The organism is Bradyrhizobium shewense (assembly GCF_900094605.1).
GTDB classification, from domain to species: Bacteria; Pseudomonadota; Alphaproteobacteria; order Rhizobiales; family Xanthobacteraceae; genus Bradyrhizobium; species Bradyrhizobium shewense.
In genome coordinates this window covers 345,371-365,774 of record NZ_FMAI01000003.1, presented here as the reverse complement: position 1 = coordinate 365,774, position 20,404 = coordinate 345,371, and the positions used below count along the sequence as shown (strand labels likewise).

General features: G+C 65.2%; 16 protein-coding genes. 9 read left to right on the top strand and 7 right to left on the bottom strand.

Annotation, left to right across the window (positions count from 1 at the left end):
• Positions 1-38: 38 nt before the first annotated feature.
• A complete protein-coding gene (locus tag GA0061098_RS08625) occupies positions 39-779 on the top strand; it encodes a 3-deoxy-manno-octulosonate cytidylyltransferase (RefSeq protein WP_091955925.1) in 741 nt (246 codons plus the stop codon).
• A gap of 39 nt (positions 780-818) precedes the next feature.
• Positions 819-1,679 carry a prephenate dehydratase gene (locus tag GA0061098_RS08620; protein ID WP_091955924.1) on the top strand — a complete coding sequence of 287 codons (861 nt, stop codon included), beginning with the start codon at positions 819-821 and terminating at the stop codon, positions 1,677-1,679.
• A 127-nt stretch (positions 1,680-1,806) separates the two neighbouring features.
• Here GA0061098_RS08620 and GA0061098_RS08615 read toward each other — a convergent pair whose 3' ends face one another.
• Positions 1,807-2,826, bottom strand: a complete 1,020-nt coding sequence (locus tag GA0061098_RS08615; protein WP_091955923.1) for an LLM class flavin-dependent oxidoreductase — start codon at positions 2,824-2,826, stop codon at positions 1,807-1,809.
• A 398-nt stretch (positions 2,827-3,224) separates the two neighbouring features.
• On the opposite strand from GA0061098_RS08615, the gene metF reads away from it, so the two are divergent.
• The 4 genes from metF (at position 3,225) to GA0061098_RS08595 (ending at position 10,498) form a co-directional block, all read left to right on the top strand.
• Positions 3,225-4,145: a methylenetetrahydrofolate reductase [NAD(P)H] gene (gene metF / locus GA0061098_RS08610; RefSeq protein WP_091955922.1), complete on the top strand. Its 921-nt coding sequence runs from the start codon at positions 3,225-3,227 to the stop codon at positions 4,143-4,145.
• Between the two features lie 6 nt (positions 4,146-4,151).
• Entirely contained in the window at positions 4,152-8,003 is a 3,852-nt protein-coding gene (metH, locus tag GA0061098_RS08605; RefSeq protein WP_091955921.1) for a methionine synthase, read from the top strand.
• Positions 8,004-8,090: 87 nt separating this feature from the next.
• Positions 8,091-9,278, top strand: a complete 1,188-nt coding sequence (locus GA0061098_RS08600; RefSeq protein WP_245323190.1) for a tetratricopeptide repeat protein — start codon at positions 8,091-8,093, stop codon at positions 9,276-9,278.
• Between the two features lie 215 nt (positions 9,279-9,493).
• Complete coding sequence (locus GA0061098_RS08595) at positions 9,494-10,498, top strand: DUF3592 domain-containing protein (protein WP_091956039.1); 1,005 nt, start codon at positions 9,494-9,496, stop codon at positions 10,496-10,498.
• A gap of 16 nt (positions 10,499-10,514) precedes the next feature.
• Here GA0061098_RS08595 and GA0061098_RS08590 read toward each other — a convergent pair whose 3' ends face one another.
• Entirely contained in the window at positions 10,515-11,144 is a 630-nt protein-coding gene (locus GA0061098_RS08590; RefSeq protein WP_091955920.1) for a glutathione S-transferase family protein, read from the bottom strand.
• 150 nt (positions 11,145-11,294) lie between these two features.
• Between GA0061098_RS08590 and GA0061098_RS08585 the strand changes: the two genes are divergently transcribed.
• Positions 11,295-11,708: a DUF6636 domain-containing protein gene (locus tag GA0061098_RS08585; protein WP_091955919.1), complete on the top strand. Its 414-nt coding sequence runs from the start codon at positions 11,295-11,297 to the stop codon at positions 11,706-11,708.
• A gap of 331 nt (positions 11,709-12,039) precedes the next feature.
• Here GA0061098_RS08585 and GA0061098_RS08580 read toward each other — a convergent pair whose 3' ends face one another.
• Positions 12,040-12,633: a GNAT family N-acetyltransferase gene (locus GA0061098_RS08580; protein ID WP_091955918.1), complete on the bottom strand. Its 594-nt coding sequence runs from the start codon at positions 12,631-12,633 to the stop codon at positions 12,040-12,042.
• A gap of 247 nt (positions 12,634-12,880) precedes the next feature.
• On the bottom strand, positions 12,881-14,386 hold the full coding sequence (gene glpK, locus GA0061098_RS08575) for a glycerol kinase GlpK (protein WP_091955917.1): 1,506 nt from the start codon (positions 14,384-14,386) through the stop codon (positions 12,881-12,883).
• 338 nt (positions 14,387-14,724) lie between these two features.
• On the opposite strand from glpK, the gene GA0061098_RS08570 reads away from it, so the two are divergent.
• Entirely contained in the window at positions 14,725-16,083 is a 1,359-nt protein-coding gene (locus GA0061098_RS08570) for an MBOAT family O-acyltransferase (RefSeq protein WP_161499981.1), read from the top strand.
• A gap of 2 nt (positions 16,084-16,085) precedes the next feature.
• Positions 16,086-16,979, top strand: coding sequence for a hypothetical protein (locus GA0061098_RS08565; protein WP_091955915.1), 894 nt, complete (start codon positions 16,086-16,088; stop codon positions 16,977-16,979).
• A gap of 15 nt (positions 16,980-16,994) precedes the next feature.
• Here GA0061098_RS08565 and GA0061098_RS08560 read toward each other — a convergent pair whose 3' ends face one another.
• The 3 genes from GA0061098_RS08560 to pimC all read right to left on the bottom strand — a co-directional run bounded on the left by GA0061098_RS08560 (position 16,995) and on the right by pimC (position 20,394).
• A complete protein-coding gene (locus GA0061098_RS08560; RefSeq protein WP_091955914.1) occupies positions 16,995-17,768 on the bottom strand; it encodes an SDR family NAD(P)-dependent oxidoreductase in 774 nt (257 codons plus the stop codon).
• A 162-nt stretch (positions 17,769-17,930) separates the two neighbouring features.
• Positions 17,931-19,073 carry a pimeloyl-CoA dehydrogenase small subunit gene (pimD, locus tag GA0061098_RS08555; RefSeq protein ID WP_091956038.1) on the bottom strand — a complete coding sequence of 381 codons (1,143 nt, stop codon included), beginning with the start codon at positions 19,071-19,073 and terminating at the stop codon, positions 17,931-17,933.
• A 130-nt stretch (positions 19,074-19,203) separates the two neighbouring features.
• The gene (pimC, locus tag GA0061098_RS08550; protein ID WP_091955913.1) at positions 19,204-20,394 is read right to left on the bottom strand and encodes a pimeloyl-CoA dehydrogenase large subunit; all 1,191 of its coding nucleotides are present in this window, start codon (positions 20,392-20,394) and stop codon (positions 19,204-19,206) included.
• Between the last annotated feature and the right edge of the window lie 10 nt (positions 20,395-20,404).

Sequence of the window (20,404 nt, the reverse complement as noted above, 5' to 3'; positions counted from 1 at the left end):
CGGCGCGGAAAACGCCCCGTTTCCAGGCTCTTGACCCGATGATCGATCCTCGCATCCTGGTGCTGATCCCGGCCCGTATGGCCGCCACCCGCCTGCCCGGCAAGCCACTCGCCGATATTGCGGGATTGCCGATGATCGTGCACGTGATGCGCCGCGCCGAGGCCGCCGGAATAGGCCGGGTCGCGGTCGCGACCGACACGCCCGAGATCGCTTCGGTCGTGACAACCCATGGCGGCGAGGCCGTGATGACCAGCCCCACACACCCCTCCGGCTCCGACCGCATCCACGAGGCCATGCAGAAGCTCGATCCGGACGGCAAGGCGGAGATCGTGGTCAATCTGCAGGGCGATTTCCCGACGATCACGATCGGCAACATCCGCGAGGTGCTGCCGCCCCTGCAAGACCCGGCCGTGGACATCGCGACACTGGCTTCGCAGATCCACACCGAGGAGGAGGACCTCGCCCCGAGCGTCGTGAAGGCGATCGGAACCTCACTCGGCGGCAAGCGCATGCGTGCACTTTATTTCACACGCGCGACCGCGCCGACCGGCGACGGACCGCGTTACCACCATATCGGCCTCTACGCCTATCGCCGCGCCGCGCTCGAGCGTTACGTTTCGCTGCCGCCCTCGCCGCTGGAATTGCAGGAGAAGCTCGAACAGCTCCGGGCGCTCGAGGCCGGAATGCGCATCGACTTCACCATCGTCGACACCGTGCCCCGCGGGGTCGACACGCCGGCGGACCTGGAAACCGCCCGCAGCATCCTTTCCAAATCCTGAGCCGCTGTTACAAGGCCGACCCAGGAGCACTTTTAAGACATGAGCAAGATGAAGATCGCATTCCAGGGCGAGCCCGGGGCCAATTCCCACATCGCCATCGTCGAGGCCTATCCCGACGCCGAGCCGATGCCCTGCGCCACCTTCGAGGACGCGCTGTCGGCGATCTCCTCGGGCGAGGCCGATCTCGGCATGATCCCGATCGAGAATTCGGTCGCGGGCCGCGTCGCCGATATCCATCACCTCTTGCCGGCGTCCGGCCTTTTCATCATCGGTGAATGGTTTTTGCCGGTCCGGCATCAGCTGATGGCGGTGAAGGGCACCAAGCTCGACGACATCAAGAGCGTTGAGAGCCATGTGCATGCGCTTGGCCAATGCCGGCGCATCATCCGCAAGCTCGGCATCAAGCCGATCGTACATGCCGACACCGCCGGCAGCGCTCGCGACATCTCCGAGCGCAAGGACAAGACGGTGGCCGCGATCGCCTCCCGCCTCGCCGCCAAGATCTACGGCCTCGACATCCTCGCGGAGGACATCGAGGACGAGGCGCACAACACCACCCGCTTCGTGGTGCTGGCGCGCGAGCCGAAATGGGCCACCCAAGGCTCCGGTCCGCTGGTCACGACTTTTGTGTTCCGGGTGCGCAATTTGCCGGCCGCGCTCTACAAGGCGCTCGGCGGCTTTGCCACCAACGGCGTCAACATGACCAAGCTCGAAAGCTACATGGTCGACGGCAATTTCTTCGCCACGCAGTTCTACGCCGACGTCGACGGCCACCCTGAAGACAAGGGTCTCGCCTTCGCGATCGAGGAGCTGAAATTCTTCTCGCGCGAATTCCGCATCGTCGGCGTGTATCCCGGCCACCCCTTCCGCGCGACGTTCAGCGAGACGCAGCAGGATTGATCTCGTGTCCCGGACGCGCGAAGCGCGAGCCGGGACCCAGGGGCGAAGCGACCCGGCGCTGCGATGGGCCCCGGCTTAGCAGCGCACCGCTGAAGGGCGTTGCGCTGCGTCTGGGGCACGGCAGTTCCTATGCGGCTGCCGGCTTCACCAACCCGAACGCCTCGGCGAGCAGCGAATACGACTTCTTCCGCGCCTCGTGATCGTACACCGCTGTGATCGCCATCAGCTCGTCCGGCTTGCTCGCGTCGATTAGCGGCTGCAGTTTCTTCCGCACCGTCGCGGGGCTGCCGACGAACAGGCGGGAACGGTTGCGGAGAATCGAGGTGCGCTCGGAGTCGGAGTAAGGATAGGCCAGTGCCTCCTCGACGCTCGGCAGCGGCAGATATTGACCGCGGTCGCGGCGCAACCGGTTGAGGTCGAACGAGCTGGCGAGCCGTTCGGCCTCCTCATCGGTATCGGCGATGATGACGGCGACCGCGAGGATGGCGTGGGGGCTCGCACGCCAGGCCGAGGGCTGGAAGCGGTTGCGATAATGCACCATCGCGTCGACCGCGTCGTGGGACGCGAAATGATGCGCGAAGGCGAAGCCCATGCCGACCTGTGCGGCCAATTCCGAGGAATAATCGCTGGAGCCGAGCAGCCAGATCGGCGGCAGTTTGGTGTCGTCGGGCATGGCGACGACGTTGTGGTAGGGATGCCCTGCGGGAAATTCGCGGGTCTCCCACAGAATCAGCTCGTGCAGCCGCTCCAGGAAATCGTCGCCCTCGCGGCGGTCGAGCCGGCTGCGAAGCGCATAGGCGGTGGCGCCATCGGTGCCGGGCGCCCGGCCAAGGCCGAGGTCGATACGGCCGGGAAACAGCGCCTCCAGCATCTTGAATCGCTCGGCGACGACCAGCGGGGCGTGGTTGGGCAGCATCACCCCGCCGGAGCCGACGCGGATATGCTTCGTCACCGCCGCGATCTGCCCAATCATGACGTCGGGCGCGGGGCTCGCGACCGAGGCGAGGTTGTGATGCTCGGCGAGCCAATAGCGGACATAGCCGAGGCCGTCGACATGGCGCGCCAGGTCGATGCTGTTGCGCAGCGCCGCGGCGGGCCTGGTGCCTGATGTGACGACGGAGAGGTCGAGGACGGAGAGCGGGATCATGGCGCGCTAAGCTAGTGGAGGGCCGCGCGGCGACAATGGGGCGGCTGCGCAGATCTGACGTGTGCAGACCGCGATCCCGCGCAGTCGACCGAAGCGCGGCGGTGGGCCAAAGACAACCCCAACAACATTGATTCCATTCTGCCCACCCACGTCGTCTGCCTCAGGCACCCATCAGAACTTCCACAAACTATTGAAATAAGTAGATTATTATGAAGATACCGGCATCCCAATCAGACCGATAGACATTCAATAATTCAGCCATTGTTGGCATAAGTGGGCCATTTCCCATCATTGATGGGCTGTCGATCAAACTACCTTTGTCCTATCATAGGCTCTCCCAAGCTAGACCTGACCGTCGGCCGCCAGGATCTGGCGGCACATCTGGAGCGAGTGGTGCCATGACCGATCTGACGATTCCTGCCCGAGCCGACGGGCAAGACGGGCACCTGAAGCGGCCTGCGATCTCCTTCGAGTTCTTTCCGCCCAAGACGGAAGATATGGAGCGCAATCTCTGGGAGACCATCAACCGGCTCGCCCCGCTCGACCCGAAATTCGTCTCGGTGACCTATGGCGCCGGCGGCTCGACCCGCGAGCGCACCCATTCGACCATCGCCCGCATCCTGAAAGAGACCGCGCTGCTGCCGGCGGCGCACCTGACCTGCGTCGGCGCCTCGCGCGGCGAGATCGACGAGATCGTCGACCGCTATCACGAGGTCGGCGTCCGCCACATCGTGGGCTTGCGCGGTGATCCGCCCGCAGGCATCGGCACGGCCTATTCCAGCCATCCCGACGGCTACCAGACGTCCGCCGCGCTCGTCGCCGGCATCAAGAAGCGGCATGCAGACATCGAAGTGAGCGTATCCGCCTATCCGGAGAAGCACCCCGAGGCGCGCGACTTCGATGATGATATCGACACGCTGCAGGCCAAGGTCGATGCCGGCGCGACGCGCGCGATCACCCAGGTATTCTTCGACAACGACCTCTACTTCCGCTATCTCGACCGCGTGCGGGCGCGCGGCATCGACATCCCGATCGTGCCGGGCATCATGCCCATGCACAATTTCAAGCAGGCCCGCAATTTCGTGACGCGCGCCGGCACCACCGTGCCGGACTGGTTCGCCGCGAAATTCGAAGGCCTCGATGACGACGCCGAGACCCGCAAGCTGGTGGCCGCAACCGTCGCGGCCGGCCAGGTGCAGAAGCTCGCCAAGCACGGCGTCGACACTTTCCATTTCTACACCATGAACCGCGCCGATCTCGTGTTCGCGATCAGCCATTTGCTCGGCATCCGCGCCAAGAGCGCGCAGAAGGCGGCTTAAGACAACATGACCGTACCCACCTCTCCCAAGCGAACTGCCCTGCTCAACGCCGCGCGCGAGCGTATTCTCGTGCTCGACGGCGCCATGGGCACGATGATCCAGAACCTGCAGTTCGACGAGGCCGCCTTCCGCGGCGAGCGCTTCAAGGACTTTCATCGCGACCTGCGCGGCAACAACGATTTGTTGATCCTGACCCAGCCGCAGGCAATCGAGGACATCCACGCGGCGTATTTGCGCGCCGGCGCCGACATCGTCGCGACCAACACCTTCTCCACGACGTCGATCGCGCAGGCCGATTATGACCTCACCGACATCGTCTACGAGATGGCGCGCGAAGGCGCCCGCCTCGCCGGCAATGCCGCACGACGCGTCGAGGCCGAAGACGGCAAGCCGCGCTTCGTCGCGGGCGCCATCGGCCCGACCAACCGCACCGCCTCGATCTCTCCCGACGTCTCCAATCCCGGCTACCGCGCCGTCACCTTCGATGATCTGCGCAAATCCTATGGCGAGCAGATCCGTGGCATGCTCGACGGCGGCGTCGACCTGCTGCTGGTCGAGACCATCTTCGATACGCTGAACGCCAAGGCGGCGCTCTATGCGATCGCCGAGATCACCGAAGAGCGCGGCATCGACATGCCCGTGATGGTGTCGGGCACCATCACCGACAAGTCCGGCCGCCTGCTGTCCGGCCAGATGCCGGAAGCGTTCTGGCATTCGGTGCGGCACGCCAAGCCTGTGACCATCGGCTTCAACTGCGCGCTCGGCGCCGAAGACCTCCGCGCGCACATTGCCGATATCGGCCGCGTCGCCGACACGCTGGTGTGTGCGTATCCAAATGCCGGCCTGCCCAACGAGTTCGGCCAGTATGACGAGACGCCCGAATACATGGCGCGCCTCGTCGGCGAGTTCGCGCGCGATGGCCTCGTCAACATCGTCGGCGGCTGCTGCGGCACCACACCGGACCACATCGCGGCGATCGCCGCCGCCGTCGCCCCGCACAAGCCGCGCATCGTGCCGGAGATCGAACCGCGCCTGCGGCTTTCCGGCCTCGAGCCCTTCATCCTGACCGACGCGATCCCGTTCGTGAACGTCGGCGAGCGCACCAACGTCACGGGCTCCGCCCGCTTCCGCAAGCTGATCACGGCCGGCGACTACACGGCGGCGCTGCAAGTCGCGCGCGACCAGGTCGAGAACGGCGCGCAGATCATCGACGTCAATATGGACGAGGGCCTGCTCGACTCCGAAGCTGCGATGGTGACGTTCCTCAACCTCGTCGCTGCCGAGCCCGACATCGCGCGCGTCCCCGTGATGGTCGATTCCTCGAAATTCTCCGTGATCGAAGCCGGCCTGAAATGCGTGCAGGGCAAGCCGGTCGTCAATTCGATCTCGATGAAGGAAGGCGAGGAGAAGTTCATTCACGAGGCCAAGATCGCCCGCCGACATGGCGCGGCTGTCGTCGTGATGGCGTTCGACGAAGTCGGCCAGGCCGACACGTTCAAGCGCAAGACCGAGATCTGCAAGCGCGCCTACGACATCCTGGTGAACAAGGTCGGCTTCCCGCCCGAGGACATCATCTTCGATCCGAACATCTTCGCGATCGCCACTGGCATCGAGGAGCACAACAATTACGGCGTCGACTTCATCGAGGCGACGCGCTGGATCAGGCAGAACCTGCCTGGCGCGCACATCTCGGGCGGCGTCTCCAATCTGTCGTTCTCGTTCCGCGGCAACGAGCCGGTGCGCGAGGCCATGCACTCGGTGTTCCTGTATCACGCCATCAAGGCCGGCATGGACATGGGCATCGTCAATGCCGGCCAGATGATCGTCTATGACGACATCGATCCTGAGCTGCGCCAGGTGTGCGAGGACGTCGTCCTCAACCGCGATCCGGGCGCGTCCGAACGGCTGCTGGCGCTTGCGGAGAAATTCCGCGGCAACAAGACCCAGACCAAGGAAGCCGATCTCGCCTGGCGCGAATGGCCGGTGGCGAAGCGACTGTCGCATTCGCTGGTGCACGGCATCACCGAATTCATCGAGCAGGACACGGAAGAGGCGCGCAAGCAGTCCTCGCGTCCGCTCGACGTGATCGAGGGCCCGCTGATGGCCGGCATGAACGTGGTCGGGGACCTCTTTGGCGACGGCAAGATGTTCCTGCCGCAGGTGGTGAAGTCCGCCCGCGTGATGAAGCAGGCGGTAGCCTGGCTGATGCCGTTCATGGAAGAAGAGAAGGCGCGCAACCTCGCCAATGGCATCGGCACGGAAGGCTCCTCCTCCGCCGGCAAGATCGTGCTCGCGACCGTCAAGGGCGACGTCCACGACATCGGCAAGAACATCGTCGGCATCGTGCTCCAGTGTAACAATTTCGAGGTGATCGACCTCGGCGTGATGGTGCCCGCCGCCAAGATCGTCGAGACCGTGAAGGCGGAGAAGGCCGACATCGTCGGTCTCTCAGGCCTGATCACGCCCTCGCTCGACGAGATGGCATTCTTCGCCGGCGAATTGCAGCGCGAGGGCCTCAAGCTGCCGCTCTTGATCGGCGGCGCCACCACGAGCCGCGTGCATACCGCCGTCAAGATCGACCCGAGCTATCGCGCCGGCCCCGTCGTGCACGTCAACGACGCCAGCCGCGCCGTCGGCGTTGCCTCCTCGCTGCTCTCGCCCGAGAAGCGCGAAGCCTATGCCGCCGAGGTGCGTGCCGAATACGCAAAAATCTCGGACGCACATCTGCGCGCGCAGGCCGACAAGAAGCGCTTGAAGCTCGCCGCAGCGCGCGCCAACCGCGTGCCGGTCGATTTCGCCGCGAACAAGCCGGTGAAGCCGACCTTCCTTGGCATCCGCAGCTTTGACGACTACGACCTCGCCGAGCTGGTCGACTGCATCGACTGGACCCCGTTCTTCCAGACTTGGGAACTCGCGGGGCGTTTCCCTGCCATCCTCGACGATGCCAAGGTCGGCGAGGTCGCGCGCTCGCTCTACGATGACGCGCGAAAAATGCTCGACACCATCGTCAAGGAAAAATGGTTCCGGGCGCGCGCGACGATCGGCTTCTGGCCGGCGAACGCCGAAGGCGACGACATCGCGCTCTATGCCGATGAGAGCCGCACGAAGAAGATCGCGACGCTACACACGCTGCGCCAGCAGCTCGAGAAGCGCGAGGGCCGCTTCAATGCGGCGCTCGCCGACTTCATCGCGCCCGCGGGCGTGCCCGATTATGTCGGCGGCTTCGTCGTCACGGCAGGCATCGGCGAGGATGCGGTCGCCGACCGCTTCAAGATGGCCAACGACGACTACTCCTCGATCCTGTGCAAGGCGCTGGCCGATCGCCTCGCCGAGGCCTTCGCCGAGCGCATGCACGCCCGCGTGCGCCGCGAGTTCTGGGCCTACGCGCCGGACGAGACGCTCTCCAACGACGAGCTGATCCTCGAGAAGTATCAGGGCATCCGCCCCGCGCCGGGCTATCCCGCGCAGCCCGACCACACCGAGAAGGCGACGCTGTTCGAGCTGCTCGATGCGGAAGCGACCTGCGGCGTGAAGCTGACCGAGAGCTTTGCGATGTGGCCGGGCTCCAGCGTGTCCGGGCTCTATTTCGCCAGCCCCGAGAGCTATTATTTCGGCGTCGGCAAGATCGAGCGCGACCAGGTCGAGGACTACGCCGCGCGCAAGGGCATGAGCGTCGCGGAAGCCGAGCGCTGGCTCGCGCCGGTGCTGAACTACATCCCGTCGCGAGAGGGGACCGACAAGGCGTTTGCCGCGACACCCGCGAACGACGAGACCCCAGCGGATCTCGCCTCGCATCCGCCGGGCTGCACCTGCGCCGTGCATCTGGTCTGGCAGAAGAAGCGCGCGGGGGCGGGATAGACCCCGCTCTGGCTGCAAAACCAAAAATCTGAAAAACAACCCCATGCACAGTAGCGATGGGGTTGAAAACCCTGAGAAATTTCGGACTTGCCGAAGCGGCTTGCTCCGTCGGGCAAAGCACTGGTAATATTCCATCATCGCCTGCCGCGTGAGTTCCGCACTCGATGCCGCGTGCTTCGATCTCGTGTCCCGGACGCGAGGCGGGAACGAAGTGCCGCTCCGCAGAGCCGGGACCCAGGGCAGCACTTCGAGCCGATCGGCGCGCGGGAGGACGGCATTCGTAATCGTCTGGAAATCCTGGCCTTCTGCCTCGTGATGATGGGCGGGATCTTTGTTTCGCGTCATGCTGCCCCGCTCGAGGCGGCGGCGGCCGAGGTTGCGCAGCGTCCGTCCAAATCAAATGATGCCAGCGGAACCATGCAAACCGTCACACAGCTCCTTGCCCAACCCCGCTCGCCGTCGCGCGATGACCAGCTCTATTTGGCCGCGGTAGCCCTGTTCAAGGCGATCGAGGCAAGCCAGGCGCCGGTCGAGAGTCGCGACACGCTTGCAAGAGCGCTGCATGAGGTCGCGCTCGGCGGGCACGCCAACGCTTGGGTCGACTATGGCCGCTGCCTCTGGAACGGCTGGGGCGTGCCGCGCGATCGCGACGCTGCGATCGCTGCCTACAAACGCGCGGCCGAACTCGGCTCGGATTACGGCGCCTATCTCACGGCGTACAATCTCTATTGGACGTTCAGGAAATATGACGACGCCTATGCTTACGCCCAGAAAGCGCTTGCCGGCGACGACCCCGATGGCGCGGTGCGCTACCTCCTGGGGCTGATGGCCTACAACGGTCGCGGGCAACCGAAGGACGTGGCCAGAAGTCTTGCATTGCATCTCGAAGCGGCGAAGCGCGGCAATGCCGATGCCTATTTCGAGCTGTTCGTCTATGCGATGCAAGGCATCGGTGAGCGCAACAAGGCAGTGTTCTACCTGAAGCAGGCCGGACAACGCGACCAGCCGCGCGCCTGCGCCAATCTCGGCGCTCTCTATGCCACCGGGCAATTGTCTGGCATCGAGAAGAATCTCAGCGAGTCCATCCACTGGTACAAGCGCGCCGCCGATCTCGGCATCGGCCGCGCCGCCGCAGCGCTCGGCGTGATGGCCACGCGCGGCGAAGGGATGGCGAAGGACCCGGATGCCGCAGAGGCGTATTTCGATCGCGCCGAGGATCTGGGGTTTGAACTGGACGAGTATCTGCGGGCGAACGGCGTGACGCTGAGGAAGTAGTCGCCCCCGTCATTCCGGCCAAAGCGCGAACCAGGAATCTCGCGCCGCAACCTCGGAATTCCGGGCCCGCGTGCTTCGTTCCGGAATGACGCCCCGGGAATCACACCTTCGCAGGCCTGCGGCTGCACGATCTCCCGCAACGGCGGCAGTGCCGTGAACGCAACGCGCGCTCGCCGCGACCAATGGCGATCACGGCCGAGGCGCGGGGGAATCGGATGCTGGACGCCCAACAATTGATGTGGACGCAGATTGCCGCCGGCGTCGCCGTGCTTCTGTTTGGATTGACGCTGTTCAATCTGGTCCGCGTGCGAGGCCGGATGCAGGCCGCGCGGAGCTGGGACAAGGTGGAGGGCATCATCACGGTCTCCAGGGTCGATCAGCCGGCGACGCACGCCTCGGACGATCAGAACGACGCCAAGCCTGTCATCCGCTATCGCTATCAGGCCGGCGGCCTTGAGCTGGAAAGCGACAAGGTCTTTGTCGGCGGCCAAGTCATCACGACGCGGGTCCTGGCCGCAAAACTGATCGGACGGTATCCGGTCGGCGCGCATGTCGACGTCCATGTCGATCCGAAGCAACCGACCGAGGCGCTGCTCGAACCTGCTGCCGCGCAGAACCTCGCGGCGCTGGTGGCGTTCACCATGGTGTTCGGCGTCATTGCCGCCACGCTCACCGCGCATTCGCTCACGGGGCACGTGCTCTACACCAGCAACGGCGTTCCGCTGTTCGCGTTCGCGCTGCCGATCATCGTGCTCGTGGGCGGCGTGTTTTGCCTCGCAGCCTATGTCCGGACGCGCCGGCTGGCGAGCGCCAGCCTGCGCTGGCCGACGGCGGCCGGCAGGGTCACCCATTGCGACGTGATCGAGGAAATCATCGAGGAGAAGAGCGACGACGACAAGTCACGATCCAGCAAGCTCCAACACCGCTATCAAGTCGACCTCCGCTACGCCTACAGGGTCGGCAAGCGCGACTTCATCGGCACCGAAGTCGATTGGGGCGGCACCATGATCTCCGGGCTGCGCGAGGTCGCCGAAAAGGCCGCGGCGAAACATCGTCCCGGGCAGAACGTCAAAGTTTACTACGATCCGGAACAGCCGGGACACGCGGTGCTGGAGCCTGCGAGCCGGGAAGGCGCGCTGGGGCCGTTGATCGGTGCCGCGGTCTGCGCGGTCGTCGGAGGCCTTTTCCTGACGATCCTGATCAAAATCGGGTTCGCATAGAGGCGCTTGATGCGGCTCACCCCTTCGGCGGCGCCAGCGGCTGTACGATCTCCTGAAACGGCGCCAGCCCTTCGCAACGCTCGGCATGCGCCGACAGCGCCGGATAGCGCGAAGGCTCGAACAGCTGAGGATGCGCCTCACGGGTGAAGCGGACGACGCAGGCCACCGCGATGTCGGCGTGGCCGATGCGGCCACCCAGCCAATACGGCGTCGTCACCTTCGCGCGCTCGGCCTCCAGCACCTTCAGCACGTCCGCGATCTGCGCCTGGCAGCGCTCGACCCACAACGCGAGCTGCTCCTTCCGCAGCACGCGCTCATAGAGCAGGCTCACCGCCTTGTCGCCGAGACCGGAAGCGAGCGCGCAGATGCGCAAGTGGGTCCGCCGCTCGGCGCCGGTGCGCGGCAGCATCGCCTTCTCCAGCCCGACAAGTTCGTCGAGATAATCCAAAATGATCGTGCTCTCGATCAGCGCCTCGCCGTCGTCGAGCACCAAAGTCGGCACCCGGCGCAGCGGATTGTACGGCGCGATCTGGTCGGCGTCGCCGAAGGTCGACCACGGCCGGTGCTCGAAAGCGAGCCCGTAAAGCCGCAGCGCAATCGCGACGCGGCGGACGAAGGGGGAATCATATTGGCCGATCAGGAACATGTTTCTTGCTCTTCCAGCGGTTGGACACGGCAGGGCCGTCCAATTCATCGCCAATGCGCAACGGCTGCAACAACTATCTTGGAACAAGAGCATTGCACATGACGCAACAACGCGAGATCAATAGACAGCGTACTAGCCGGGGCTCCTCTCATGTATCTGCGATCTCTCCTCTCGCTCGTCCTGCTCGCCACCGCGAGCCTTGCCCAGGCACAGGATCGCCCGATCGGCTTTTTGACACCGTCGAAGAACATCGTCTGCCAGTTCTTCGCCGACAACGGTCAGGGCGTGCTCCGCTGCGACATCATGAACATGGAGAGCCGCCCGCGCCGTCCCGCCGATTGCGAGCTCGACTATGGCCACGCCTTCGAGATGAGCGCGAAAGGCAACGCGGGGCGCATCTGCGCCGGCGACACCGTGATGGACGCCTCGCTGCCGATGCTGGCCTATGGCGAGGTGTGGCAGCGCGCGGGGTTTACGTGCCGATCGGAGCAGACGGGGCTCACCTGCTTCAACGCGATGCAGCGGGGGTTTTCGCTGGCGCGGGGGAAGCAGGAGGTGTTTTGAGGAGTAGCCTGCATGGAGCGCAGCGGAATGCGGCGACGCTGCCCCGGATTACGCTTCGCTCCATCCGGGCTACAGGTACTGCCACAAGTTCAGCCGTCATCCTGAGGCGCGAGCACCGCAAGGGGAGCCTCGAAGGATAGGCCACGGGCGCTTGCCGCCCATCCTTCGAGGCGCGCAAGAGCGCGCACCTCAGGATGACGGCGGAGCGTGTGGCAGCGGACGATCTTAACCGACATGCGCAACAGCGAGATGCGGCAACGGTCTCCCTGATTGCGTTCGCCTCCGACCTGCGGCGGGCCAGCCGCTCATCTGGGCTATGCTTGCTCACGCGCTACTCGATGATCGGCACATGCCTCGCCGCATCACGCGGCGCCGTTCCGTCGAGGCGCGGGTCGTCGGCGATCTCGATCTGGCGGCGGAAGGGGCGGAAGCCGGAGCGCTGGTAGAAGGCAACGGCCGATGGATGGTCGAGGGTGCAGGTGTGGACCCAGACGCGGCGGACGTCGCGCGACCACGCGAGCTCCAGCGCGCGGGTCATCAGGAAGCGGGCGGCGCCGGTGCCGATCAAGGGTGCAGTGACGCCGAAATAGACCAGCTCGCACTGGGCGGGCTCGCGGAAGTCCAGCTCGAGCAGGCCTTCATCGCGGCCGTCCACCACCAGTGCGTAGACCTCGATATCGGGCGCGTGGATGATTGCGGCGAGCTCCGTGTCGGTCATGCGGGCGCGCGAGAACCACAGCCAGTCCTCGCCGACGCGGCGGAACAGATCGCGGTACCAAGGAAGCGTGGGGGTATCGACCCTGCGCAGGGTCCGGGTGCCAGAGGGATCGTCACGGCGCGCGGGAGGCGCGGTCATCTCCAGATGGGTGACGACGGCGGCGATCTTGCCGGCGGGCACGTCGGAATAGCCGTCGGGGAGGATCATTCTTGCTTGCTCCGCATCACCGCGAGTGGCTCCGGCCGGCGCTACACATTCTGTCGTCGTCCCGGACAAGCGAGCGGAGCGAGCGCAGATCCGGGACCTCCGCGCGAGCGCTTGCGCTCGTCGCGATAACCACAGGAAGTGGTTTGGCGAAGATCGGTCGGTCGTTCGGGATTGGCTCCGCCCGCCATCGATAGACCTCGCGGTATGGGTCCTGCGTTCGCAGGGACGACCCGGAGAGAGAGGCGTACTACCCCTCCCCCTCATCGCTCGCCAGCACGCCCTTCACCGCGCGCGCCCAGCCAGCGAGCTTCCGCTCGCGCGTCGCCTGGCTCATGTTGGGCTTGAAGCGGTGTTCGAGGCGCCAGTTGTCGGCGAACTTTGTGGGCTCGGGATAGACGCCGGCCTGGAGGCCGGCGAGGTAGGCGGCGCCCAGCGCGGTGGTCTCCTGGATCACGGGGCGATCGACCGGCGCGTCCAGCAAATCCGCGAGGCGCTGCATGGTCCAGTCCGATGCGGTCATGCCGCCGTCGACGCGGAGCACGACGCTGGCGGTTTCCGAGCTTGGCCAGTCGGCGCGCATCGCGGCCCAGAGATCAAAGGTCTGGTAGCAGACGCTTTCGAGTGCGGCGTGGGCGAGCTCGGCGGGGCCGGTGTTGCGGGTGAGGCCGAACAAGGCGCCGCGGACGCGCGGATTCCAATAGGGCGCGCCCATGCCGACGAAAGCCGGGACCAGATAGACGCTCTGCATGGAGTCGGACTGGTCCGCGAGCGGGCCGGTCTCGGCGGCGTGCTTGATGATGCCGAGGCCGTCGCGCAGCCACTGCACCGCTGAGCCGGCGACGAAGATCGAGCCTTCGAGCGCGTAAGTGCGTTTGCCATCGAGCTGGTAGGCGACAGTGGTGAGCAGCTTGTTTTTCGACGCGACCGGCGTGGTGCCGGTGTTGAGCAAGGCAAAGCAGCCGGTGCCGTAGGTCGACTTCATCATGCCCGGACGGAAGCAGGCCTGGCCGATGGTCGCCGCCTGCTGGTCGCCGGCGATGCCGGAGATCGCGATCGCGCCGCCGAACAGATCGGGCGTGCTTTCGCCGAAGCGGGCGGATGAGTCCTTCACCTCGGGCAGCATCGAGCGCGGCACGCCGATGATCTCCAGCAATTCGTCGTCCCACTGTCCGGTATGGATGTTGAACAGCAGCGTGCGCGAGGCGTTGGTGGCGTCGGTGGCGTGCACCTTGCCGCCGGTGAGACGCCAGAGCAGGTAGCAATCGACGGTGCCGAACATCAGCTCGCCGCGCGCGGCGCGCGCCCGCGCGCCGGGGACGTGGTCGAGGATCCATGCGACCTTGGTGCCGGAGAAATAGGGGTCGATGATCAGGCCGGTCTTCTGCGAGATCACGGGTTCGCGGCCGTCGGCCTTGAGTTTGGCGCAGATGTCGGCGGTGCGGCGGTCCTGCCAGACGATGGCGCGGTGCACGGCCTGGCCGGTGGCGCGGTCCCACACCACGGTGGTCTCGCGTTGATTGGTGATGCCGATCGCCGCGATGTCCTTTGCGGTGATGCCGGCCTGCTCGATCGCCTCGCGGCAGACCATCACCGTCGAGGTCCAGATGTCCTCGGGCTCGTGCTCGACCCAGCCCGAGGCCGGAAAATGCTGCGAAAACTCCTGCTGCGCCTTCGCCGCAATGGATATGTCGCCGCGAAACACGATCGCGCGCGAGGAGGTGGTGCCCTGGTCGATGGCGAGGACGAAAGACATGGCGGCTTACCCTGATGTTTTCTTGGCGTTTCCCAGAGGGGTCGTTGTGTCGCGGCAAAGAAACGGGATTGCCGGCCAGAGGTCAAGTACGCGTCGGTGCCGACGCCTTCCCTTCTCTCCTTGTGGGAGAAGGTGGCGCGAAGCGCCGATGAGGGGTTGCTTCAGCGAATTCGAACGGCAGTTGGACCCGCGGAGAGATACCCCTCACCCGTCTCGCCGCTAGGCGGCGAGCCACCCTCTCCCACAAGGGGCGAGGGAAAGAAGATGCGGCCTCTACCCCAGCGACTAGGACCGCTCTGGCAAAAATGCTAAACGCCATGCCGGGACAATGGAGCGGCATGACGTTTACTTCCTTTCAGTTCGGCATCTTCGTCGCGGTGGTGTTCGGCGCCTATTACCTAGCCCCGCTGCGCCGCTTCCAGGTGCAGCTGCTGGTGCTGGCGAGCGTGTTCTTCTACGGTTTCGGCCAGCCCGAGCTGCTGCCGCTGCTGCTCATCGCGGTGCTGGGCACTTATGTCTGCCTGGTGCTCGCGTTCGAGAACCGCGCCGTCTGGATGCCGGCCGGTATCGTCTTCAATCTCGGCCTGCTGGCGTTCTTCAAATACAAGTTCCTGTTCCTCGACGCCGGCGCAGCGCAACTGACCGGCGCCGCGCCGATCGACTTCCTGCTGCGGCTGCCGCTGCCGATCGGCATTTCGTTCTTCGTGTTCCACAACATCAGCCTGCTGGTCGACCTCACGCGCGAGAAGCGCACCGCGCGCCTGCGCGATGTGTTCCTCTACATCATCTTCTTCCCGCAGCTGGTGTCCGGGCCGATCACGCGTGCGGCGCAGTTCATGCCGCAGATCGTGCCGAAGCGGATCGGCGACGTCGCCTTCGTCGAGGCCGCAAAGTGGATTCTCGTCGGCTATTTCTTCAAGCTGTACGTGGCGAACAATCTCAACGAGATGACGTCCTACATGGACTTCCCGCTCTACGAGACGCTGCGCACGCAGGATCGCTGGCTGCTCGTGTTTCTCTACAGCTACCAGATCTACGCCGACTTCTTCGGCTACTCGGCGATTGCGCTCGGGCTCGGGCTGCTGTTCGGCTATCGCCTGCCCGTGAACTTCAACCTGCCCTACATCTCGACGTCGTTCTCCGAGTTCTGGACGCGCTGGCACATCTCCCTGTCGACCTGGCTCAGGACGTATCTCTACATTCCCCTCGGCGGCAACCGGCATGGACGGGTACGCACCTGTCTCAACCTGATGATCGTGATGACGCTCGGCGGTCTGTGGCACGGCGCGAGCCTGAGCTACGCGCTGTGGGGCATGGCGCACGGGCTGCTGCTGGTGGTCGAGCGGCCGTTCCTGAAGCTTCGAGGCAATGAGGCTCCGGCGCTGCGGGTGATCAGGATGGGCATCGTGTTCTTCTGCGTGACCATGCTCTGGATCTTCTTCAAGCTGCCGGACTTCGACCATGCGCTCGGCTACCTCAAGGGGATGTTCATCGCGACCGACGCGCCGAATCCGCCCAAGCTGTTCACCAATCTCGCTTTGCTCTACGCCCTGCCCGTGATCGTCCAGCATGCCGGCATCGGCGCTCTGGTCGCGGGCCGGTTGCGGCGGTGGGAGCCATATCTCTATGGCGGGCTCGCGGCGCTGGCTCATCTCGAAGCCGGCGCCGACAGCGCCTTCATCTACTTCCAGTTCTGACGATGCAGCAGGTCTCGACGCTTTCATGGCTGGTCAGGTGCGCGGCGGCTGCGGCCGCGCTGCTGCTGGCCTGCGGCCTGGCCGCCCCACGCTACGGCTCGGCCCTGCAGCAGCCTGCCGTCACCACGCGCGACGGCACCCTCGTCACCCTCAACCGCTATGTTCAGGAGCCGGTGCCTGACATCGTGCTGGTCGGCAGCTCGGTCACCTGGCGTCTCAAGGAGGAGTATTTCTCGCTTCCACGCCTGCGCAACCTGGCGCTGGCCGGCGGCTCGCCGGTGACCGGCCTCGCCATCGTCGCCGGGCAAGCGCGCCTGCCGAAGACCGTGCTGATCGAGACCAATGTGCTGTCGCGCGAAGCCGACGGCGCGCTGATCGAGACATTTTCGCATGGCGCGGGCGCGGAGGCCCTGCTGCTGCGGCCGGTGCGGACGGCGATCGCGGCCTATGAGACCTGGAATCACGCCGGCCCCGATGCCGCCCGGTCGCGCGCCGAGCAGAATCGCCTGCTCGCCCGCCCGCCCGGGACCTTCGACAACAAGGTCTATCTCGACCGCGCGCTGCAGCAGATGAATGACGGCGACCCGACCGCCCCGGCACGCGCGAATGTGGTCCGCATGCGGCAACTCATCGACGATCTGCAGGGGCGCGGCGTTCGAGTCTTCCTGATCCACATTCCCTTCGCGCCGGAGATCGAGGGCTCGCGCATGGTCCGGACGACCGGCGAGATCGTCCACGAAGCCTTCCCCGATCGCAGCCTCTGGCTGCTGGTCGATCCGCCGGGGAACGAGCTGCGCTGGGACGACGGGGTTCATCTCGACGAACGATCGTCCCTGATCGTCGCGCGCGCCATCGAAAGCGCACTCGCCGGGCGCCGCGACGCGCGCGGGCCGTAGCCATGCGAGCGGCGGCTATACCGCCGCCGTCGTCACACCACCGTCGATCACGATGGTTTGCCCCGTCATGAAGCTCGAGGCATCCGAGGCAAGATAGGCCACCGCGCCGGCGATTTCGTCGGGTTCGCCGATGCGGCGCAGCGGCGTGGTGGCGGTGCGGCGCTTCAGCATGGCTTCGTCTTCCCACAGCGCGCGGGCGAAATCGGTCTTGACGAGACCGGGCGCGATGCAGTTGACGCGGACGCCTTTCGGACCCCATTCGCCGGCGAGCGAACGGCACAGTGCGAAGTCGGCCGCTTTCGAGATGCCGTAGGCGCCGATCACGGTGGAGCCGCGCAGGCCGCCGATCGATGAGATGATGACAACGGAGCCGTTGCCACGCTCGGCCATCTGCGGGATCGCGAGCGCGGAGAGCCAGATGTTGCTCTTGACGTTGCTCCCCATGATCTTGTCGAAGGCCTCATCGGTGATGTCGAGCAGCGGGCCGTAATAGGGATTCACCGCGGCGTTGCAAACGAGGATGTCGATCTTGCCGTAGTGCTTCGTGGCGCCCGCGATCAGCGCCTCGACCTCGGCCTTGCGTGCGATGTTGCAGGGAATGACGGTGGCATCGCCGCCAGAAGCGGTGATGCCGTCGACGACCTCCTTGCAGGCGTCCGCCTTGCGCGAGGAGACCACGACCTTGGCGCCCAGCTTTGCCAGCAATTCGGCGGAGGAGCGGCCGATGCCGCGGCTGGAGCCGGTGATCACGGCGACCTTGCCGGTGAGATCGAACGGGGTGTTTTTCATTGTTGTTGCTCCGCTGACGCCATTTACTCGGTGTCATCGCCCGACTTGATCGGGCGATCCAGTACTCTGCGGCTGAAGTTGCGTGAAACGCATAGCCGCCGCGGAGTACTGGATGCCCCGGTCAAGCCGGGGCATGACAGTCTTCGTGTGGCCTAGATCAGCTCAGATCAGCCCGCCACCATCCGCGACGCGGCGCTGGTGGTAGTCGGTGTCGCCGAACGAGTTCTCGATCATGGTGAGGCGCTTGAAGTAGTGGCCGATCTTCGCCTCCATGGTCATGCCGATGCCGCCGTGCAGCTGGATCGCCTGCTGTCCGACGAATTTCAGCGACTTGCCGATCTGCACCTTGGCCGCGGCGATGGCGTTGGAGCGCTCCTTGGCGTTCTCGAAATCACCAGCCATGGTCGCGAACATCGACATCGAGCGGGCCTGCTCGGCCGCGACGAACATGTCGGAGGCGCGATGCTGCAACGACTGGAACGAGCCGATCGCGACGCCGAACTGCTTGCGGGTCTTGATGTACTCGACCGTGGTCTTGAGCGATTCGTCCATCAGGCCGACCGCCTCGGCGCAGAGCGCGACGCGGGCTTCGTCGACGACACGCTCGATCAGCGCCAGCGAATCCTCGGGGTTGCCGAGCACGGCATCGGGGCCGATCTCGACACCGGTGAGCGTGATGTCGGCGGCGTGCAGGCCGTCCTGGGTCGGGTAGGACTTCTTGGTCACGCCCTTGGCATTCGCCGGCACCAGGAACACGCCGATGCCGGCCTTGTCACGACGCTCGCCCTTGGTACGGGCGGTGACGATCAAGGTGTCGGCATTCTCGCCGTTGAGCACGACGAACTTCTCGCCGTCGATGACCCAGCCGTCGCCCTTCTTCTTCGCGGTGGTCGCGACGTCGAAGAGATCGTAGCGCGAGTTCTTCTCGAGCTGGGCGAAGGCCAGCGTCTTGCTGCCGTCGATGATGCCGGGCACGTGCGCGGCCTTCTGCGCGTCGGTGCCGGCATGGCGCAGGAAGCCACCGCCGATTACCACCGTCGCCAGATACGGCTCGAGCACCAGCGCCTTGCCGAGCGCCTCCATCACGATCATGGTCTCGACGCCGCCGCCGCCGAAGCCGCCATCGGCCTCTGCGAAGGGCAGGCCGAGCAGGCCCTGCTCGGCGAGCTTGAGCCAGACGGTTTTGCTCCAGCCGCCCTTCTCCATCATGTACTTCTTGCGGCTCTCGAAATCGTAGGAATCGGTCAGCAGGCCGTCGATGCTGTCCTTGAGAAGCCGCTGCTCCTCGTTCAGATCAAAATCCATGTTGTTTGGTTCCTCGTACCCGGAATTTTGCTTCGTCATTCCGGGACACGCGCGATAGCGCGGGGACCCGGAATCCAGAGATTGTGGCGCGAGATTCCGGGTTCGCGCTGACGCGCGCCCCGGAATGACATTAGAGCCCCAGCACCGCCTTGGCGATGATGTTGCGCTGGATCTCGTTGGAGCCGCCGTAGATCGAGACCTTGCGGTTGTTGAAGTAGCTCGGCGCGATCTGGGCGGTCCAGTCCATGGCTTCGTTCGAGCCGTCGTCGCCATGCACGTCGTAGGGCGCGGCGAACGGGCCGATCACTTCCATCAGCAGCTCGGTGGTGGTCTGCTGGATCTCGGAGCCCTTGATCTTCAGCACCGAGGAGGCCGGATTGGGCTTGCCCTTGCCGTGCTTGCCTTCGTCGGCGACGACACGCAATTGAGTCAGCTCGAGCGCCTTCAGCTCGATCTCGCAGGCGGCGAGCTTCTCGCGGAAAGCGGCGTCCTGGATGATCGGCTTGCCGCCGGATTCCACCTTGCCGGCGAGATCGCGGATGCGACGCAGCCGCTCCTTGGAGACGCCGACACGGGCGATGCCGGTGCGCTCATTGCCGAGCAGAAATTTTGCGTAGTCCCAGCCCTTGTTCTCCTCGCCGATCAGATTCTCGACGGGAACCTCGACGTCGTCGAAGAACACTTCGTTGACCTCGACGCCGCCATCGATGGTCTGGATCGGACGCACCGTGACGCCTTTCGACTTCATCGAGAACACGATGAAGGAGATGCCCATCTGCTTCTTGGCGCCGGGATCGGTGCGGCAGAGGCAGAAGATCATGTCAGCGTGCTGGGCCAGCGTGGTCCAGGTCTTCTGGCCGTTGATGATCCACTTGTCGCCCTTGCGCTCGGCCTTGGTCTTGAGCGAGGCAAGGTCGGAGCCGGAGCCGGGCTCGGAGAAGCCCTGGCACCACCAGTCATCGACATTGGCGATGCGCGGCAGGTATTGCTTCTTCTGCTCCTCGTTGCCGAAGGTGTAGATGACAGGGCCGACCATGCTGACGCCGAAGGCGAGCGGCTGCGGCGCCGGATAGGACTGCAGCTCCTCGTTGAAGATGTAGTGCTGCACGCTGGTCCAGCCGGTGCCGCCATATTGCTTGGGCCAATGGCTGACGCCCCAGCCCTTCTTGTTGAGGATGCGCCACCACGTCACCATCTCGTCCTTGCTGAGGTGACGCCCCTCGACCATCTTGCGCCGCGTATCCGGCGGCACGTTGTCGCGGAAGAACTGCCGCACTTCCTCGCGAAACGCCTGCTCTTCTTTCGTGAATGCGAGATCCATCGGATCCTCC

What these genes read in the sequence shown, in the direction of transcription:
- GA0061098_RS08560 (WP_091955914.1), bottom strand. Translation starts at nt 17,768, where the DNA reads ATGAAAAACACCCCGTTCGATCTCACCGGCAAGGTCGCCGTGATCACC.
- GA0061098_RS08590 (WP_091955920.1), bottom strand. Translation starts at nt 11,144, where the DNA reads ATGTTCCTGATCGGCCAATATGATTCCCCCTTCGTCCGCCGCGTCGCG.
- GA0061098_RS08625 (WP_091955925.1), top strand. Translation starts at nt 39, where the DNA reads ATGATCGATCCTCGCATCCTGGTGCTGATCCCGGCCCGTATGGCCGCC.
- metF (WP_091955922.1), top strand. Translation starts at nt 3,225, where the DNA reads ATGACCGATCTGACGATTCCTGCCCGAGCCGACGGGCAAGACGGGCAC.
- GA0061098_RS08580 (WP_091955918.1), bottom strand. Translation starts at nt 12,633, where the DNA reads ATGATCCTCCCCGACGGCTATTCCGACGTGCCCGCCGGCAAGATCGCC.
- GA0061098_RS08565 (WP_091955915.1), top strand. Translation starts at nt 16,086, where the DNA reads ATGCAGCAGGTCTCGACGCTTTCATGGCTGGTCAGGTGCGCGGCGGCT.
- GA0061098_RS08615 (WP_091955923.1), bottom strand. Translation starts at nt 2,826, where the DNA reads ATGATCCCGCTCTCCGTCCTCGACCTCTCCGTCGTCACATCAGGCACC.
- GA0061098_RS08620 (WP_091955924.1), top strand. Translation starts at nt 819, where the DNA reads ATGAGCAAGATGAAGATCGCATTCCAGGGCGAGCCCGGGGCCAATTCC.
- GA0061098_RS08585 (WP_091955919.1), top strand. Translation starts at nt 11,295, where the DNA reads ATGTATCTGCGATCTCTCCTCTCGCTCGTCCTGCTCGCCACCGCGAGC.
- GA0061098_RS08570 (WP_161499981.1), top strand. Translation starts at nt 14,725, where the DNA reads ATGACGTTTACTTCCTTTCAGTTCGGCATCTTCGTCGCGGTGGTGTTC.
- pimC (WP_091955913.1), bottom strand. Translation starts at nt 20,394, where the DNA reads ATGGATCTCGCATTCACGAAAGAAGAGCAGGCGTTTCGCGAGGAAGTG.
- GA0061098_RS08595 (WP_091956039.1), top strand. Translation starts at nt 9,494, where the DNA reads ATGCTGGACGCCCAACAATTGATGTGGACGCAGATTGCCGCCGGCGTC.
- metH (WP_091955921.1), top strand. Translation starts at nt 4,152, where the DNA reads ATGACCGTACCCACCTCTCCCAAGCGAACTGCCCTGCTCAACGCCGCG.
- glpK (WP_091955917.1), bottom strand. Translation starts at nt 14,386, where the DNA reads ATGTCTTTCGTCCTCGCCATCGACCAGGGCACCACCTCCTCGCGCGCG.
- pimD (WP_091956038.1), bottom strand. Translation starts at nt 19,073, where the DNA reads ATGGATTTTGATCTGAACGAGGAGCAGCGGCTTCTCAAGGACAGCATC.